The sequence below is a fragment of the Rhizobium sp. C1 genome (assembly GCF_021026335.1).
Lineage (GTDB): Bacteria > Pseudomonadota > Alphaproteobacteria > Rhizobiales > Rhizobiaceae > Ensifer_A.
Genome location: NZ_JAJNCY010000002.1, coordinates 525,157 through 541,296, shown reverse-complemented (window position 1 = coordinate 541,296; position 16,140 = coordinate 525,157). Strand labels below are relative to the sequence as shown.

The 16,140-nt window shown below is 59.9% G+C and carries 17 protein-coding genes; 12 read left to right on the top strand and 5 right to left on the bottom strand.

Annotated features, from left to right (window positions below):
* Nucleotides 1-19 precede the first annotated feature (19 nt).
* The 4 genes from LQK83_RS08235 to LQK83_RS08220 form a co-directional block, all read right to left on the bottom strand.
* Nucleotides 20-1,924 carry a L,D-transpeptidase family protein gene (locus LQK83_RS08235; RefSeq protein ID WP_230836904.1) on the bottom strand — a complete coding sequence of 635 codons (1,905 nt, stop codon included), beginning with the start codon at nt 1,922-1,924 and terminating at the stop codon, nt 20-22.
* Nucleotides 1,925-2,310: 386 nt separating this feature from the next.
* Nucleotides 2,311-2,988: an aquaporin gene (locus LQK83_RS08230; protein ID WP_230836903.1), complete on the bottom strand. Its 678-nt coding sequence runs from the start codon at nt 2,986-2,988 to the stop codon at nt 2,311-2,313.
* Entirely contained in the window at nt 2,989-3,501 is a 513-nt protein-coding gene (locus LQK83_RS08225; protein ID WP_230836902.1) for an arsenate reductase ArsC, read from the bottom strand.
* Nucleotides 3,502-3,510: 9 nt separating this feature from the next.
* A complete protein-coding gene (locus tag LQK83_RS08220) occupies nt 3,511-3,843 on the bottom strand; it encodes an ArsR/SmtB family transcription factor (protein ID WP_230836901.1) in 333 nt (110 codons plus the stop codon).
* Nucleotides 3,844-3,984: 141 nt separating this feature from the next.
* Between LQK83_RS08220 and fumC the strand changes: the two genes are divergently transcribed.
* From fumC to LQK83_RS08190, 6 genes are all read left to right on the top strand, one after another.
* Nucleotides 3,985-5,370, top strand: a complete 1,386-nt coding sequence (gene fumC, locus LQK83_RS08215; RefSeq protein ID WP_230836900.1) for a class II fumarate hydratase — start codon at nt 3,985-3,987, stop codon at nt 5,368-5,370.
* Nucleotides 5,371-5,505: 135 nt separating this feature from the next.
* Nucleotides 5,506-5,718: a hypothetical protein gene (locus LQK83_RS08210; protein ID WP_230836899.1), complete on the top strand. Its 213-nt coding sequence runs from the start codon at nt 5,506-5,508 to the stop codon at nt 5,716-5,718.
* A 33-nt stretch (nt 5,719-5,751) separates the two neighbouring features.
* Nucleotides 5,752-6,348: a Fic family protein gene (locus tag LQK83_RS08205; RefSeq protein WP_230836898.1), complete on the top strand. Its 597-nt coding sequence runs from the start codon at nt 5,752-5,754 to the stop codon at nt 6,346-6,348.
* A 124-nt stretch (nt 6,349-6,472) separates the two neighbouring features.
* Nucleotides 6,473-8,080, top strand: a complete 1,608-nt coding sequence (locus LQK83_RS08200) for a fumarate hydratase (protein ID WP_230836897.1) — start codon at nt 6,473-6,475, stop codon at nt 8,078-8,080.
* A 177-nt stretch (nt 8,081-8,257) separates the two neighbouring features.
* A complete protein-coding gene (locus tag LQK83_RS08195; RefSeq protein WP_230836896.1) occupies nt 8,258-9,331 on the top strand; it encodes a GGDEF domain-containing protein in 1,074 nt (357 codons plus the stop codon).
* A 162-nt stretch (nt 9,332-9,493) separates the two neighbouring features.
* Nucleotides 9,494-9,859 carry a lysozyme inhibitor LprI family protein gene (locus LQK83_RS08190; RefSeq protein ID WP_230836895.1) on the top strand — a complete coding sequence of 122 codons (366 nt, stop codon included), beginning with the start codon at nt 9,494-9,496 and terminating at the stop codon, nt 9,857-9,859.
* Nucleotides 9,860-9,945: 86 nt separating this feature from the next.
* Here LQK83_RS08190 and ilvD read toward each other — a convergent pair whose 3' ends face one another.
* Nucleotides 9,946-11,790, bottom strand: a complete 1,845-nt coding sequence (gene ilvD / locus LQK83_RS08185; protein WP_230836894.1) for a dihydroxy-acid dehydratase — start codon at nt 11,788-11,790, stop codon at nt 9,946-9,948.
* A 220-nt stretch (nt 11,791-12,010) separates the two neighbouring features.
* On the opposite strand from ilvD, the gene LQK83_RS08180 reads away from it, so the two are divergent.
* The 6 genes from LQK83_RS08180 to LQK83_RS08155 all read left to right on the top strand — a co-directional run bounded on the left by LQK83_RS08180 (nt 12,011) and on the right by LQK83_RS08155 (nt 16,067).
* Nucleotides 12,011-12,520, top strand: coding sequence for a thermonuclease family protein (locus tag LQK83_RS08180; RefSeq protein WP_230836893.1), 510 nt, complete (start codon nt 12,011-12,013; stop codon nt 12,518-12,520).
* Between the two features lie 75 nt (nt 12,521-12,595).
* Nucleotides 12,596-12,826, top strand: coding sequence for a hypothetical protein (locus LQK83_RS08175; RefSeq protein WP_230836892.1), 231 nt, complete (start codon nt 12,596-12,598; stop codon nt 12,824-12,826).
* Between the two features lie 147 nt (nt 12,827-12,973).
* Nucleotides 12,974-13,933 carry a protein-methionine-sulfoxide reductase catalytic subunit MsrP gene (gene msrP / locus LQK83_RS08170; protein WP_230836891.1) on the top strand — a complete coding sequence of 320 codons (960 nt, stop codon included), beginning with the start codon at nt 12,974-12,976 and terminating at the stop codon, nt 13,931-13,933.
* A gap of 58 nt (nt 13,934-13,991) precedes the next feature.
* Nucleotides 13,992-14,654: a protein-methionine-sulfoxide reductase heme-binding subunit MsrQ gene (gene msrQ / locus LQK83_RS08165; protein WP_230836890.1), complete on the top strand. Its 663-nt coding sequence runs from the start codon at nt 13,992-13,994 to the stop codon at nt 14,652-14,654.
* Nucleotides 14,655-14,723: 69 nt separating this feature from the next.
* Nucleotides 14,724-15,716, top strand: a complete 993-nt coding sequence (locus tag LQK83_RS08160; protein WP_230836889.1) for an RNase A-like domain-containing protein — start codon at nt 14,724-14,726, stop codon at nt 15,714-15,716.
* Between the two features lie 42 nt (nt 15,717-15,758).
* The gene (locus LQK83_RS08155; RefSeq protein ID WP_230836888.1) at nt 15,759-16,067 is read left to right on the top strand and encodes a hypothetical protein; all 309 of its coding nucleotides are present in this window, start codon (nt 15,759-15,761) and stop codon (nt 16,065-16,067) included.
* Nucleotides 16,068-16,140: the final 73 nt, after the last annotated feature.

Genomic DNA, 16,140 nt, shown 5'->3' with positions numbered 1-16,140 from the left:
GTCCTGACGCTCGCGCCCGTCAGATGGCGGCGCGCGCCTTGGTCGTCGCGTCCATCGCGCGCTGCAGATACATGTCGCGGCTATAGACGTCGTCGAAGAACTGGATCTTGCCGTCGGCATCCGGCCAGGCGGTGAAATAGGCGACATAGACCGGGATCTTGGTCGGAACCGGAACGGACATGTTCTTGCCCGTGGCGATATCGGATGCGACCTTGTCCTTGTCGACGCCGAGAACAGCGGCCGCCATGGCGCGCGGATCGGACAGACGGACGCAGCCGTGGCTGAGCGCGCGCATGTCGCGTGCGAAGAAGGACTTCTGCGGCGTATCGTGCATGTAGATCGAGAACTTGTTGGGGAACAGGATCTTCAGCTGGCCAAGCGCATTGGCATTGCCCGGGGGCTGGCGCACGTCGACATCCGGGTTGCGGCCCCAGTCGAGGCTCGAAGACGAGACGACCTTGCCGCGAACGCTGACTTCATAACCCATGCGGTCGAGATAGGACGGGTCCTGGCGCAGCTTGGGCATCATCTCGTTGACGATGATCGAGCGCGGAACGCCCCAATAGGGGTTGAACTCGACCGTCTGGATCTGGTCCTGGAAGAAGTTCGTCTGGTGGTTGACGCCACCGACAACCACCTTCATCGCCAGCTGCTGCTTGTTGTCATTGTAGTAGTAGGCCATGAAGGCCGGCTGGTTGATGAAGACACGGCGGCTGCCGAGATCGTTCGGCAGCCAGCGCAGCTGCTCCATCGCATAGATCACCTTGTTGATCTTGTTGTCCGGGGTCTCGCCGCCGCCTTGCAGTGCACGGAGCGTGCCCTTGCCGATGACGCCATCCGGTGACATGCCCTTTTCCTTCTGGAATGCCTTCACGACATCGACCAGTTCGGGCGTGTAGTCCGGGCCGCCGGAATAGGACTCCAGCGCCATCGCGTTCTCGGCCTTCAGACCGTCGGACCCGTTCCGCTTGATCAGTTCCACGATCTTGGAGAGTTCAGGGCTGCTGCCACCCGGGCGCAGAAGCGAGGTCAGGTTGACCTCAATGCGCGGCGGCTGATCGGCACTTTGGGTCTGCGTGCCACGCAGCTGTGCAAGCTCGGCCTTCAGCGCCTGGAATTGCGGGCTGGAGGGATCGCGGCTTGCCAGATAGGCGGCGATATCGGGGCTGCGCTGCATGATGGCGAGCGCGCCCTTGAGGTTCACGTCCTTGCGCTTAAAAGCATAGTAGTCGGAAATGCGGTTCGGATCGATGCGGCCGCGGACGTCGTCCTGGATGTAGGTGAGGACAGCCTTCGTAAGCTCCAGTTCGAAGGTCATCAGCTTCTGCCGGTCTGCAGCAGCATCACCGGACATAACCGGCTCATCCACCTTGTAATCGGCCGGATTCAGGCCGACATCACCGGCCTTCTGCAGGGCGGCAATAGCGGCACGGGCACGATCCGTGATACCTTCATTGGTGATCCAGAGATAGTTGTCGCCCTTGGCGTAGAAGGATTCCATTGCGGTCGCGACGCTGTCTTCGGCGCGCACGGACACCGTGACCGGCGCCAACGGCGGCGCGGACATGTCTGTCGACACGGAGGCCGTCACGATGGGACCGGAGAAGGCGGGCACGTTGACCAGGCGTTCGGCTTCCGGCTTGTAGGTGAAATATTGCGACCTCTTGACCGTCGGCAACGGATCCGGATCGGAGCCGTCGAAATCAGCCGGAGCCTTAATGGCCCCTGCCCGCGCCCGCGCGCCATTTCCGACCGGCGCGCCGTTTACCGGCCCCTCGAGCGTTGCACCGCGACGGTCATAGCGAGGCTGATCGCCGAAGAGGATATCGAAGAGCGAACGCTGCGCGAAGGCGCCTGTCGTCTGTGCGGCAAACACAACTCCGGTGACAGCGGCGAGCAAGGCGGCTTTGGAGGTCATTTTCATTTCAGACTATATCCTTCGGCCCAAATGGGCCTGCTCAAATGAAGCGGGTCACGATCGTTCAATGTCGTTTCCGCGCTTTCGTTCCTTGTTTTGCATGTCGTCGCCGCAAATCCGCTGCACACTGTCGCGCGACATGCCTTCATCACTCGTGACGCATTGGGATCAATCCACTGCTAGCCGAATGAATGGATTACGGCCATAGGCGTCCCGGACACCCCTTGTCGCATTCAGCAAAGGAATTACGTCCGTTTTGGAGCAGCCTGAGGCACCTAAACACTTGTTAAAATTATAGGCTTAATTTTTGTTTAAGAAATGGAGCCGCAAGACCCGTGGATCGGACCGAAACGCTTTTTTTCACGCTGTGGCAGATTGGGCACGGGATCGGCTCACGCCCTGCCGGTCCGCGCATGCAGCCAGCGCTGCCAGAGCAGCGCCACCAGCCCGCCCGCCATCTGCGCGACGGCAAAGGCGGGAACATCCCGAGGACGAATGCCGGCGAAGGTGTCGGTCAGCGAGCGGGCAATCGTCACCGCCGGATTGGCAAAGGATGTCGAGGCAGTGAACCAGTAGGCCGCCACGATATAGAGAGCCACGGCGGGCGCGATCGCGTGCCTGTTTCGCGACTGCAGGATGCCAAAGATCGTCAGGATCAGCCCAGCCGTGGCCACCGCCTCAGACACCCATTGACCAGACCCGAAACGAGCCTTGGTGGACAGCTGCATCAGCGGAAGATCGAACATCGCGTGAGCGAGCCAGACGCCGGCAACACCGCCCACGATCTGCACAAGGACATAGAGGCCCGCATGCCGCAGGCGCAGGTCACCGACCAGTGAAAAAGCCAATGTGACGACCGGATTGAAATGCGCGCCGGAGACGGGGCCGAACAGGGTAATCAGCACATAAAGGATTGCTCCCGTCGGGATCGTGTTGCCAAGCAGCGCGAGCGCAACATTGCCGCCGGCAAGCCGCTCCGCCATGATGCCGGAGCCGACCACCGTCGCCAGAAGCAGAGCCGTTCCGACGAACTCGGCGGCCAGGCGGCGCTCAAGCGGGAACCTGATCATTCACGCCTCCAGCGCCATGGGCGTCGCCCCGTCGAGCCTGCCGATGCCGGCAAGCGCCCTGCGCAGCTCGGCCGCATCCATGGTTTCAAGCGGAAGAGCGAGAAGCGCCTGCACCCTGAGCTGCAGCAGGCGATAGGCCTCCTCGAAGGCGGCGCGCCGCTCCTGTACCGTCTCGCCCCTGTGCGCCGGATCAGGAATGCCCCAATGCGCCTTGACGGGTGTGCCCGGCCAGAGCGGGCAGGTCTCGCCGGCGGCGCTGTCGCAGACCGTGATGACGATATCCATCTTCGGCGCGTCCGGTTCGGAAAAGACGTCCCAGCTTTTCGAGGAGAAACCGGAAATGTCGTAGCCTTTGTCGGCCAGCATCGCCAATGCGTCGGGATTGGGTTCGCCACGGGGATGAGATCCCGCCGAATAGGCACGCAAGCGCCCTGCGCCGAGACGATTGATCAGCGCCTCGCCCAGAATGGAGCGGGCGGAGTTGGCGGTGCACAGGATCAGGATATTGAGCATGATGAAGCCTCAGCAGCAGCGTTTCATGGCATTGAAAATCGGGGCGCAGGCGGCGGCATCGCCACCGCAGCAATCCTCCAGCATAAATCCCAGGAGCGATTGCATGGTCTCCATGTCGGCGCGATAGCGAATATTGCGCCCCTCCCGCTCGCTGCTGACCAGACCCGCCTGCGACAGAACGGAGAGATTGGCGGAGAGCGTATTCGGCAGCGACGACAGCGCAGCCGCGATGTCGCCGGCAACCGCGCCGGCCGGCCCCGTTTTTACGAGATGTCTGAAAATGTCCAGGCGCTGCTCATGCCCAAGGGCCGATAGTGCAGCAAGTGCGTTTTTCTTTTCCATATTTCCAGAAATCACGAAATATCGAAAAATGCAAGTCCCTTATGATTTTTTCCCTTTTCGTATTTCACTCCGCCAACATGCACCTATATCTTCTTCAGCGACTGCCTCGCGCCCCACCCCAGCCACCTCCCGGAGATGCCCATGTCCGCCACCCGCACAGAAACCGACACTTTCGGCCCCATCGAAGTCGCGCGCGACAAATATTGGGGGGCGCAGGCTGAACGGTCGCTGGGGAATTTCAAGATCGGATGGGAGAAGCAGCCGGCAGCCATCATCCGGGCGCTGGGCCTGATCAAGGAGGCTTCCGCCAAAGCGAACATGAAGCTTGGCAAGCTGTCGCCGGAAATCGGCGATGTCATCGTCAAGGCGTCGCGCGAGGTTTCGTCCGGCAAGCTGGACGCGCATTTCCCGCTGTCCGTCTGGCAGACCGGTTCCGGCACACAGACGAACATGAACGTCAACGAGGTAATCTCCAACCGCGCCATCGAAATGCTGGGCGGCGAGATGGGATCGAAGAAACCCATTCACCCCAACGACCACGTCAACATGAGCCAGTCGTCGAACGACACGTTCCCGACGGCCATGCATGTGGCGGCAGCGACCGAAGTCACCGGCCATCTGATCCCGGCGCTGGAAGAGCTGCATATGGCGCTGGACGCCAAGCGCAAGGAATTCGGGCACATCATCAAGATCGGCCGCACCCACACCCAGGACGCGACGCCGCTGACGCTGGGCCAGGAGTTTTCCGGTTATGCCGCACAGGTTGGCACCGCGATCCGCAATCTCAGGACCAGCCTTCCCGGTCTTTATGAGCTGGCGCAGGGCGGCACCGCCGTCGGTACCGGGCTGAATGCGCCCGAGGGGTTCGCCGAGCAGGTTGCCTTCAACATCGCCGAGTTGACCGGCCTGCCCTTCATCACGGCGCCCAACAAGTTCGAAGTGATGGCAGCGCATGACGGCATGGTCTTCGTACACGGCGCAATCAATGCGGCGGCGGTCGCCCTCTTCAAGATCGCCAACGACATCCGCTTCCTCGGCTCCGGCCCGCGCTCGGGGCTTGGGGAGCTTGCGCTGCCGGAAAACGAGCCCGGCTCCTCGATCATGCCCGGCAAGGTGAACCCGACGCAATCGGAAGCTCTGACCCAGGTTTGCGCGCAGATTTTCGGCAATCACGCCACGCTCACCTTCGCCGGCAGCCAGGGCCATTTCGAGCTGAATGTCTACAATCCCGTGATGGCCTATAATTTCCTGCAGTCGGTCCAGCTGCTCGGCGATGCGGCGCGCTCCTTCACCGAACATTGCGTGCGCGGCATCGAGGCGCGCGAGGACAATATCAAGGCGGCACTCGAACGCTCGCTGATGCTGGTGACGGCGCTTGCTCCAAAGATCGGCTACGACAATGCCGCCAAGATCGCCAAGACCGCCCACAAGAATGGCACGACTCTGCGCGAAGAAGCACTGAAAAGCGGGCTGGTGAGCCAGGAGGAATACGACACGATCGTGCGGCCGGAGCTGATGATCGGGTAGAACCAGACATCCGCAATCTCCCGAATTCGGGAATTTGGATAGCCGCGACTCGTTGCCTGCACTATCATGGCCTCAAACCATATAAACGATATGCAGTGTACACTTGAGAAAGCACTGCGGTCTTGGGAGAATGAAATGGTAGCGAGAAAACCTGCCTTGGCTCCAGCACCGGCAAGGCCCGAGCTGGATGCACTGATTGCAAAGGCGCGACAGGCAACACTGAGCGAAGAGATGCTGGCCGAGCAGCGCGCCAGCTTTGCCTATGGGAATGCACCGTCGGGGTCCTCAATTACCAAGGAATCCGCGCGGCAATCTGCGAAAACCGTCAGGTTGCGCGCGGCCGAGTGAGGCACATGAGCGACGAATGGAGGATCGGGTACCATGCTTGTCACCGAAAGCCAGTATCCCGAACTCTACAGTGCCATGCTGGAGAAAAATCTTCTCCGTCAGTACGACCTTCTCACAAACTTCATTGAAATCGGAATTCAACAGGGCCCTCAGGCCATCGACAAATACATGTTGTGGGCGTTGAACCACACCGCCGTGGCAGCGATATCGCAATTTGGCGGCCGTTTTCGCCAGGAACCGATTTATGTCGGCAGCCACAAGCCGCCGCCATTCGGCGATGTTCCCGATCTCATGGATCGCTTCATCTCCTTTATTCACGAGAATTGGGATAGCCTGACACCGACCGAGTTGGCCGGCTATGGCTTGTGGCGACTGAACTGGATCCATCCCTTTGTCGAGGGCAACGGTCGGACGGCGCGCGCCGTGTGTTACTACCTTCTATGTGTGAGGATTGGTACTCTGCTCCCTGGGCGAAAGATCGTTCCGGAAAGAATCCGCGAGAATCGGGGCCCCTATTATGAAGCTCTTCGGGAATGCGATAGACAATGGCATCTTGGCCACCTCGATCTGACCGCAATGGAGTCCTATCTCGCACCGCTTTTGCAGGCGCAGTTAGAGGATGCGGATTGAACTATGTCACATCTTAAGGCCTAAACCGTTTGAATGCGCCACCTACCGTTTGCCGGTAATTGCTTTTTAAAAATCAGATGATTAGACAGTCTCCGACCTCTTTTTCCCAGCGGAGACTGTCCAGATGGCAGACGATCTTTTTCCACTTGGTCCCGACACCACGCCCTACCGGAAGATTTCGAGCGACTACGTTTCGGTCGAGAAATTCCGCGGACAGGATATCCTGACGGTGGAGCCCGAGGGCATCCGGCTTCTGGCAGAGACGGCGCTGGCCGATATCAACCATCTGCTGCGCCCCGGCCATCTGAAGCAGCTCGCCAGCATTCTGGAAGACCCGGAAGCGACCGAGAACGACCGTTTCGTTGCCTATGACCTGCTGAAGAACGCCAATATCGCGGCCGGCGGCATCCTGCCGATGTGTCAGGATACGGGCACGGCTATCGTCATGGCCAAGAAGGGTCGCCGCGTCTGGACCGAAGGCGGTGACTACGAAGCGATGGCGCAGGGCATCCTCGACGCCTACCAGAAGAAGAACCTGCGCTATTCGCAGCTCGCGCCTCTGAAAATGTTCGAGGAAAAGAACACCCGCAACAACCTGCCGGCCCAGATCGACATCTATGAGGAAGGGACGGACGAGTACAAGTTCCTGTTCATGGCCAAGGGCGGCGGCTCGGCCAACAAGACCTATCTCTATCAGGCCACGCCATCCCTGCTGACGCATGACCGCATGGTCGAGTTCCTGAAGGAAAAGATCCTGACGCTCGGCACCTCGGCCTGTCCCCCCTACCATCTGGCAATTGTCATCGGCGGCACGTCGGCCGAGATGAACCTGAAGACAGTCAAGCTCGCCTCGGCGCGCTACCTCGATGAGCTGCCGACTGAAGGGTCCGAGAGTGGCCATGCCTTCCGCGATCTCGAGATGGAAGCCGAAATTCACAAGCTCACGCAGTCGCTCGGCGTCGGCGCGCAGTTCGGCGGCAAGTATTTCTGTCATGACGTGCGCGTCATCCGCCTGCCCCGCCATGGCGCGTCGCTGCCGATCGGGCTCGGCGTTTCCTGTTCGGCGGACCGTCAGGCGCTCGGCAAGATCACCAGGGACGGCATCTTCATCGAGCAGCTGGAGACCGAACCGGCGAAGTACATGCCGGAGATCGATGAGGCCAAGCTTTCCGAGCATGTGATCAAGATCGACCTCAACCGGCCGATGAAGGATGTTCTGGCCGAACTCACCAAGCATCCGGTCAAGACGCAGCTGTCGCTGACCGGCACGATCATCGTGGCGCGCGATCTGGCGCATGCCAAGATCCGCTCGATCCTCGAAGCCGGCGGCGAGATGCCGCAATATATGAAGGACCACCCGGTCTATTACGCCGGCCCTGCGAAGACCCCGGAAGGCATGCCCTCTGGCTCCTTCGGCCCGACGACGGCAGGCCGCATGGACAGCTATGTCGACCAGTTCCAGTCCTTCGGCGGCTCGATGGTGATGCTCGCCAAGGGCAACCGTTCCAAGGCGGTGCGCGACGCCTGCGCTCGGCACGGCGGTTTCTATCTCGGCTCCATCGGCGGGCCGGCTGCACGTCTGGCGCAGGACTGCATCAAGCAGGTCGATGTTCTGGAGTTCCCGGAACTCGGCATGGAGGCTGTCTGGAAGATCGAAGTCGAAAACTTCCCGGCCTTCATCGTCATTGATGACAAGGGCAATGACTTCTTTAAGGAACTCAATCTCGGCTGAGCCAAATTGATACATTTGAAAAGCCGCGGCCGGGCGAGGTATCGCCATTTCGAGCCGCGGCTTCTTATTTTAGAGAACTATCATCGATTTAGGTGGTCACTACCTATAATTAATGCTTTTCAAAGATTTTACCCCTAGAACTTTCAATATGCATCTTTGAGTATTTGGGGGTTATTTATGTCGTCGACGCCTGTGCAACCTAAGGTTCAGGTTCCGGACATAGCTGCACAAGTCACCTATGCCATGCGCAGCATGGGCGTTCCGCCGATCCCGCGCAATTACGAGCTGTTTTACGAAGCCTATATCGGCTCCAATCCGAAGCTGACGCGTGATCTGGCGGCCCTTGGCAACAAGGCGACGCAGCGCGAACTCGATTCGATTGGCGAACAGTATTTCGGCGACCAGCACCGTGCAAACCTCGTCGAAGGCGCGCATACGAAAATCCTGAGCGAGCTCGAAGGTCTGCTCCGCCTGCTGAAACAGGAACAGACGTCACTGGAAAGCTACAACAAGCTGCTGGGCGATACATTCACGCGCATCAACACCAAGAATGCCTCTTCCGCGGACCTGCTGCGCAACGCGATCAGCATCCTCTCTGACGCGACCGGTGACACGATGGCGCAGGGCGCCGTCATGGTGCAGAACGTGGTCGAAAAGTCCGCCGAGATGGATCTCGTGCGCAAGGAACTCGATGAGTACAAGCGCATCGCCAACACGGACTCGCTCACTCGGCTTGCCAACCGCCGCGCCTTTGACGACAAGCTCGCGCAGATCTACAGCGAGAAGAAGCAGATGTCGCTCACCGCGCTGGTGCTTTGCGATATCGACAATTTCAAGAAGATCAACGACAGCTTCGGACACCCGGTCGGCGACAAGATACTCGCCACCGTCGGCAACGTGATCAAGGCTAATGTCCGCAAGGACGTCTTCGTCGCCCGCACCGGCGGCGAGGAATTCGCCATCATCATCGAGGGCAATACCGAAACCGAGGCTTTGCAGATCGCCGAGCGTATCCGCAGGTCGCTGGAAGCCACGCCCTTCAAGAACTCAAAGACCGGCGTCGATTATGGTCCGGTCACGCTCTCGCTTGGCGTCTCCATGGCCTGTGACAGCGACGATCCGAACGAAATCTATTCCAAGTCCGACATCGCGCTCTATTGCGCCAAGAATTCGGGCCGCAACCGCGCGCTCCTGTTTGAGGACGGCATGAAGAAGGATTCCGCCAAGAGCTGGTTTCTGTATCGCAAGTGATGCAGCCAGGATCGGCGAGACTTTCAAAGGCGTCCGCGGGGGCGCCTTTTGTGTTTGGAGACAGGGAACCCTGACACCGGCCACGCATTTCATGCAGAGTAACGTGCGCCGGCACCGGCCTGTCTTCATGCGCCGCGGCCGGTCGGCAGAACAGGAGTTCTCATGACGCTCATTGCCCGCATCCCCCTCGCCTTCGCGGTTGCGGTCTTCGTAGGCCTAGCCGTTCACACCGCGTCTGCTGCGAGCTTCGATTGCGACGCCAAGACGCTCCAGCCGGACGAGACCGCCATCTGCGCCAACCGGGACCTGAACGACCTTGATGTGCGCATGGCCACGGAATTCAAATGGCTTTCCGGCATGTACGCCATGGGCGTTCGCGGCGAATTGCAGGATCAGCAAACGGCCTGGATCAAGACGCGCCAAGCCTGCCAGGCTGATATCGCCTGCATCCGCAAGGCTTATGAGGATCGGCTGAAGGTGTTCGAGGACGATTACAACAGGTTCGAGCGGCCGGCACCCTCGAAATAGGCCACAAAGTCACGCGCTCAAAAAAAGAAAAGCCACGGCCGGGTTTCCGGCCGTGGCTTTCTCATTGTTCAATCCTATTGCGCCGATCAGTTGTATTCGTCGGGCAGGACGCGCACAGCGCCCTTGTCGGCCGAAGTCGCAAAGGCCGCATAGGCCTTCAGTGCCTGGCTGACATTGCGCTTGCGCGGATGTTCCGGCTTCCAGCCCTTGGCGTCCTGCTCGGCGCGGCGCTTGTCGAGTTCTTGCCTGCCGACGATCAGGTTGATGGTGCGGTTCGGGATATCGATCTCGATCGTGTCGCCATTCTTGACGAGACCGATCGTGCCGCCGTTTGCCGCTTCCGGCGAGACGTGGCCGATGGAGAGGCCGGACGTGCCGCCGGAGAAGCGGCCGTCGGTGAGCAGTGCGCAGGCCTTGCCGAGGCCCTTGGACTTCAGATAGCTCGTCGGATAGAGCATTTCCTGCATGCCCGGGCCGCCCTTCGGGCCTTCGTAGCGGATAACGACGACGTCGCCGGCCTTGACCTCGTTGCTCAGAATGCCCTTCACGGCAGCGTCCTGGCTTTCGAAGACGACCGCAGGGCCGGTGAACTTGAGGATGCTTTCATCCACGCCGGCCGTCTTCACGATGCAGCCGTCGAGCGCGATATTGCCCTTGAGAACAGCCAGACCGCCATCCTTGGAGAACGGATGTTCGACCGAGCGGATAACGCCATTCTTGCGGTCGGTGTCGAGTTCTTCCCAGCGCTCTTCCTGGCTGAACGCGGTCTGAGTCGGCACGCCGCCCGGCGCTGCGAGGAAGAAGTTGCGGACCGTTTCCGAATTCGTGCGCATGATGTCCCAGCGGTCCAGCGCATCGCCAAGCGTTGCGGCATGGACGGTCGGGCTGTCGCGGTTGATCAGGCCACCACGGTCGAGCTCGCCGAGGATGGCCATGATGCCGCCGGCGCGGTGGACGTCTTCCATGTGAACGTCGTTCTTGGCCGGTGCGACCTTGGAGAGGCAGGGCACCTTGCGCGAGAGGCGGTCGATATCGTCCATGGTGAAGTCGATTTCGGCTTCATGGGCGGCGGCGAGGATGTGCAGAACGGTGTTGGTCGAACCGCCCATGGCGATATCGAGCGCCATGGCGTTCTCGAAAGCCTGCTTGTTGGCGACGTTGCGCGGCAGGACGTTGACGTCGTCCTGCTCGTAATAGCGGCGGGTGATGTCGACGATCTGGTGGCCAGCTTCGACGAAGAGGCGGCGACGGTCGGCATGGGTTGCCAGTGTCGAGCCGTTGCCGGGCAGCGAGAGGCCCAAAGCTTCCGTCAGACAGTTCATCGAGTTGGCCGTGAACATGCCCGAGCAGGAACCGCAGGTCGGGCAGGCCGAGCGCTCGATGGCGGCGACTTCCTCGTCGGTGTAGCTCTCATCCGCTGCGGCGACCATGGCGTCGACGAGGTCGAGCGCCTGCTTCTTGCCCTTCAGTACGACCTTGCCGGCTTCCATCGGGCCGCCGGAGACGAAGATCGACGGGATGTTGAGGCGAAGCGAGGCCATCAGCATGCCGGGGGTGATCTTGTCGCAGTTGGAGATGCAGACCATGGCGTCGGCGCAGTGCGCGTTGACCATGTACTCGACGCTGTCGGCGATGAGTTCGCGGCTCGGCAGCGAATAGAGCATGCCGTCATGGCCCATGGCGATACCATCGTCGACGGCGATCGTGTTGAATTCCTTGGCGATGCCGCCCGCCGCTTCGATTTCGCGCGCGACGAGCTGGCCGAGATCCTTCAGGTGGACGTGACCCGGCACGAACTGCGTGAACGAGTTGACCACCGCAATGATCGGCTTGCCGAAATCGCCATCCTTCATGCCCGTGGCGCGCCAAAGGCCGCGCGCACCGGCCATGTTGCGGCCATGGGTCGTGGTTCTCGAACGATAAGCAGGCATGGGTCTTTCCTCGGGCTGAGCTGTTCTTGGCGTAATCCGGCCCGAAACGGGCTGATCGCATCTCAAATCTAGGTATCCGTCCTACAGCAAGCAATACGGGCTGTCACTATCGGTTCGGCCCGATCCGGTACGCTCCGGTACGCCCCCCGACGCTCGGGCCGCTAAGCAAATCGAAACGGTTGTGACCTTAGGCTTGCTCGCGAGATTCGTGAGGCGACCCATGCTGCGGCATATTTTCAGAACAATGATTTCGGGAGCCGTTCTGGCTGCGATCTGGATTCTGCTCCCGCAAGGGTTTGTGACCCGCGTCGAGGAGACCGCATCCGCCCGCGCCACGCCGGAGGCCACCCCCTCCCCCGAAACGACAGGCTCCATCGCCCGTCCCACCCGCTTCAGCTTTTGTGGCGGCGGCAGCATGGTCAACTGTATCGTTGATGGCGATACGTTCCGGCTCGGCGGCGACAAGATCCGGATCGCCGATATCGATACGCCCGAGCTCCACCCCGCCCGCTGTCCTTATGAGCAGGCTCTGGGCGAAGCGGCCAAGCAGCGGCTGCTGGAACTCCTGAATGCCGGACCGTTCGACCTCAAGCCGATTGACCGCGATACGGACAGATATGGCCGCAAGCTGCGCATCGTCATGCGGGGCGGCAAGTCGCTGGGTAACGTGCTCGTGGCAGAAGGCCTTGCGCGGACCTGGGAAGGCCGGCGCCGCGGCTGGTGCGACTGAACCAACCAATCGAATGACATCAGCGCTTGAGGAGGCTATCCTGTCGCTGATTTGCAAATGGAATGCGAGGCAGACATGGCCGGCAAGAATGACGACGAAAACCTCGTGAGCCTGAAAGACTGGCAGAAGAAGAAGGCTGAAGCCGCGCGCGAGGCCGAGCGCCAGAAACCGCGCCGGCCCGGCGGCGGCCCCAATCCTGACCTGGCAGCCAAACTCGTCCTGGCCGCCTTTGTGGTATTGATCCTTTGGCTGGCCATGCCGACCGGCTATCTCAACATCCTCACGCGAACCTTCACCGGCGGCTGATCCGTAATCTCACGGCGCTCACGAAATCGTGGCCTCGGCCCCTCTTCCATGTGATGGCGGAACCTGTTTTCCTCTTTCCACGAAACCTTCCGGCACTTTCCTGCGTATAGTCTTGCAAGAAGCCGAATGAAGCGATGGAAGAGAGCCATGACCTATCGTCCGCCCCGCATCCCCTCCTCCGAGATCACGCCCAAGAGCGTCTATCTCAACCGTCGCCAGCTGATCGCAGGTGCCGCTGCCGCCGGCGGGCTGGCGCTGACCGGCGGCTCCGCCTTTGCAGCGACGCCGCTCAAGATCGGCAACAAGGTCGACGACGCCAAGGGCGAAACGGTGACGCCGAAGGAATCCGCCACGACCTACAACAACTTCTACGAATTCGGCACCGACAAGTCCGATCCGGCGAAGAACTCCGGCAAGTTCAAGCCGCTGCCCTGGGCGATCAAGGTCGACGGCATGGTCGGCAAGCCGCAGACCTTCGGCTACGAGGACCTGTTGGCGACCATGCCGATCGAGGAACGCATCTATCGTTTCCGCTGCGTCGAGGCCTGGTCGATGGTCATTCCGTGGGACGGGTTCCAGCTGTCGGAACTGCTGAAGAAGGTCGAGCCGCTTTCGTCTGCCAAGTATGTGGCCTTCGAAACGGTCGTGCGTCCGGAGGAAATGCCGGGCCAGAAAGGCTATTTCCAGCCGCTGCCCTGGCCCTATGTCGACGGGCTTCGGCTTGACGAAGCGATGCAGCCGCTGACCCTTCTTGCCGTCGGCATGTATGGCGAGGCATTGCCGAACCAGTCGGGCGCGCCGATCCGGCTGATCGTTCCGTGGAAATATGGCTTCAAGAGCATCAAGTCGATCGTGCGCATTACGCTGACCGACAAGGAGCCGCCGTGCACGTGGAACAAGGCCGCCGCCAACGAATACGGCTTCTATTCCAACGTCAACCCGAAGCGCGACCATCCGCGCTGGAGCCAGGCGACCGAGCGGCGCATTGGCGGCAAGAGCGGCTTCTTCAGCGGCGGCGGCGACCGGCGCGATACGCTGATGTTCAACGGCTATGACGAGGTCGCGAGCCTCTACAACGGCATGGACCTTATCAACAAATACTATTGAGCTGACGCTCTTTCAGCAGCCAGCCCATCCGGCCGGCGGCTCATGAGGATTTACGAGCATGACCGCGACCTCTACCCGACCCGCTCAGCCCGCACGGCCGTTCAACTGGCTGCCGGTGAAAATCTGGGCGCTCTATATTGTCGGGCTTACGCCAGCGGTCTGGTATTTCTATCTCGGCGCTACGGGCAATCTGGGGGCCGATCCGGTCGCAACCTTCGAGCATAATCTCGGCTTCTGGGCGATCCGCTTCCTTCTGGCAACGCTCGCCGTGACGCCGATCTTCATTCTCGGCGGGCCGAACCTCATTGCCTATCGCCGGGCGCTGGGCCTGCTCGGCTTCTGGTATGTGCTCTTCCACTTCACGGTCTATCTGACGCTCGATCGCGCGCTCGATTTCTCCGCCATCATCCCCGATATCGTGAAGCGGCCCTACATCACCATCGGCATGCTCGGCTTCATCATGCTGATCCCCTTGGCGCTGACCTCCAACCGCTTCTCGATCCGCAGGCTCGGGCCGCGCTGGAACAAGCTGCACAAGCTTTCCTATCTCGTGATCATTGCCGGGGTCGTCCATTTCGTCATGGCGACCAAGGTGCTGATCGTCGAGCAGGTAATCTATATCGTGCTGACCGCCCTGCTCCTTTCCTTCCGCCTCTTCAAGAAACCGATCATGAACTGGCGCAAGGAGCGGATGAAGGCGAAGCGGCTGGCAAAGGCGTAAAACGCCACCGCCGATTTTCCACGCTTGTCCGGCCGGCCTTATCCTTTCGGCAACAGAGAGGATAAGGCGATGGTTTCAGTTGTTTCAAAACTCAATGCCGCTGCATACCGGCTCAACGCGGACCGTGTCATCAATGCGGGAAGGCGTTTAAGCCTTCTTCTGAAGGCCAATTTCAACCCTAGCCAGCCGCGCGTTCCGGCAGGCAGTGCCGATGGCGGGCGGTGGACGGATGGGGGTGGAGCGACGGGTGGCGATGGACACATTATACGCGTTGGCGATCCGAATATTCTACCTAGATTAGATCTACTCAAAGAGGAAGGTTATAATGGTGCCCATACGCTCAGATTTCACTCAGGAAAATCTGCGGAAGAACTCCTTGAGCGGATGGGACCGCCCGCAAGTCGTTGGGCTATCGTAAGCGGTGCGGTGCGACGCAACGGGAGCTTTGACAGCGACAGGGATGCAACCTATTACGTTAACGATGTCACTGCATCAAACGCAGAAATTGTTCGGCAAGTAGCATCTGGTGCCATTAAAGACGAATTCATTACCAAACGATACGGTTTTCGAACGGGAATTGAAGCATATCGCGATACTCCATATTCGGAACCCCTTATCCGTCAAACGTACGGCGTAGGTGTGCATATCGTTCACGACCCCAGACGCCAAAACGGCTCCTATGTGAATACAGCCTATCCAAGAAACGACGACCCCATGACAAAGAAGCTAGTCACATCTCCGGCTTTCAGATCATTCACGTCGTTTATGATCCAAGATTTTGAGATGTTTGCTTCCTTGGACGATGTAATCAGGTTTGGACTTCAACTATCGGAACGACGCAACCCATCGTATACACCGGAGTTGAAATCCTATTTGAAAGCTATTCTAAGTCCCTCTGTCTCCGACGCTCAAATCGGCCAGCTCTGGAATTCAAGCGGCGCGGAGTTTGGCGGACATGACAGGTTTATCCGCAGCTTCCTGCAACGCACCCTCGCCATTCTGGAGGAGGACGCGCCGAACGGTGTACTGAAGAAGAAGCCGATCCGCTACAAGGAGGCATGAGCAACCGGGTCGAACGAACCATCAAAGCACAAGATGAATATCATGCGTGAACATGTGATCAACTCTCCGGGATTTCGCGCCTTTACCAGAGCGATGCATCAGGACATTCTGGTATTTGAACCGCGCGAACGGCTGATCGATGCTTGTCTGGGTTCCGTGTTTGCCAAAGGACCGGAAGTGGTGACGGACCTGGAGAATTTCCTTGTTCGCTGGCTTGTTCCTTCCGTATCTGATAAACAGCTTGCAGACTTATGGTCTGCTGGCGAGGCGGATTTTTTCGTTACCGAGTATTACATTCGCGAATTTCTCACGGAGGCACTGCAAAAGCTTCGGGATCGCCGAGGTTCATGATCTTGAGCCTGCCGGGTGGGGAACGGTTATTCCTGCTGGAGCCTTGTCGCATTGCCACTCGGCGGTTACAAGC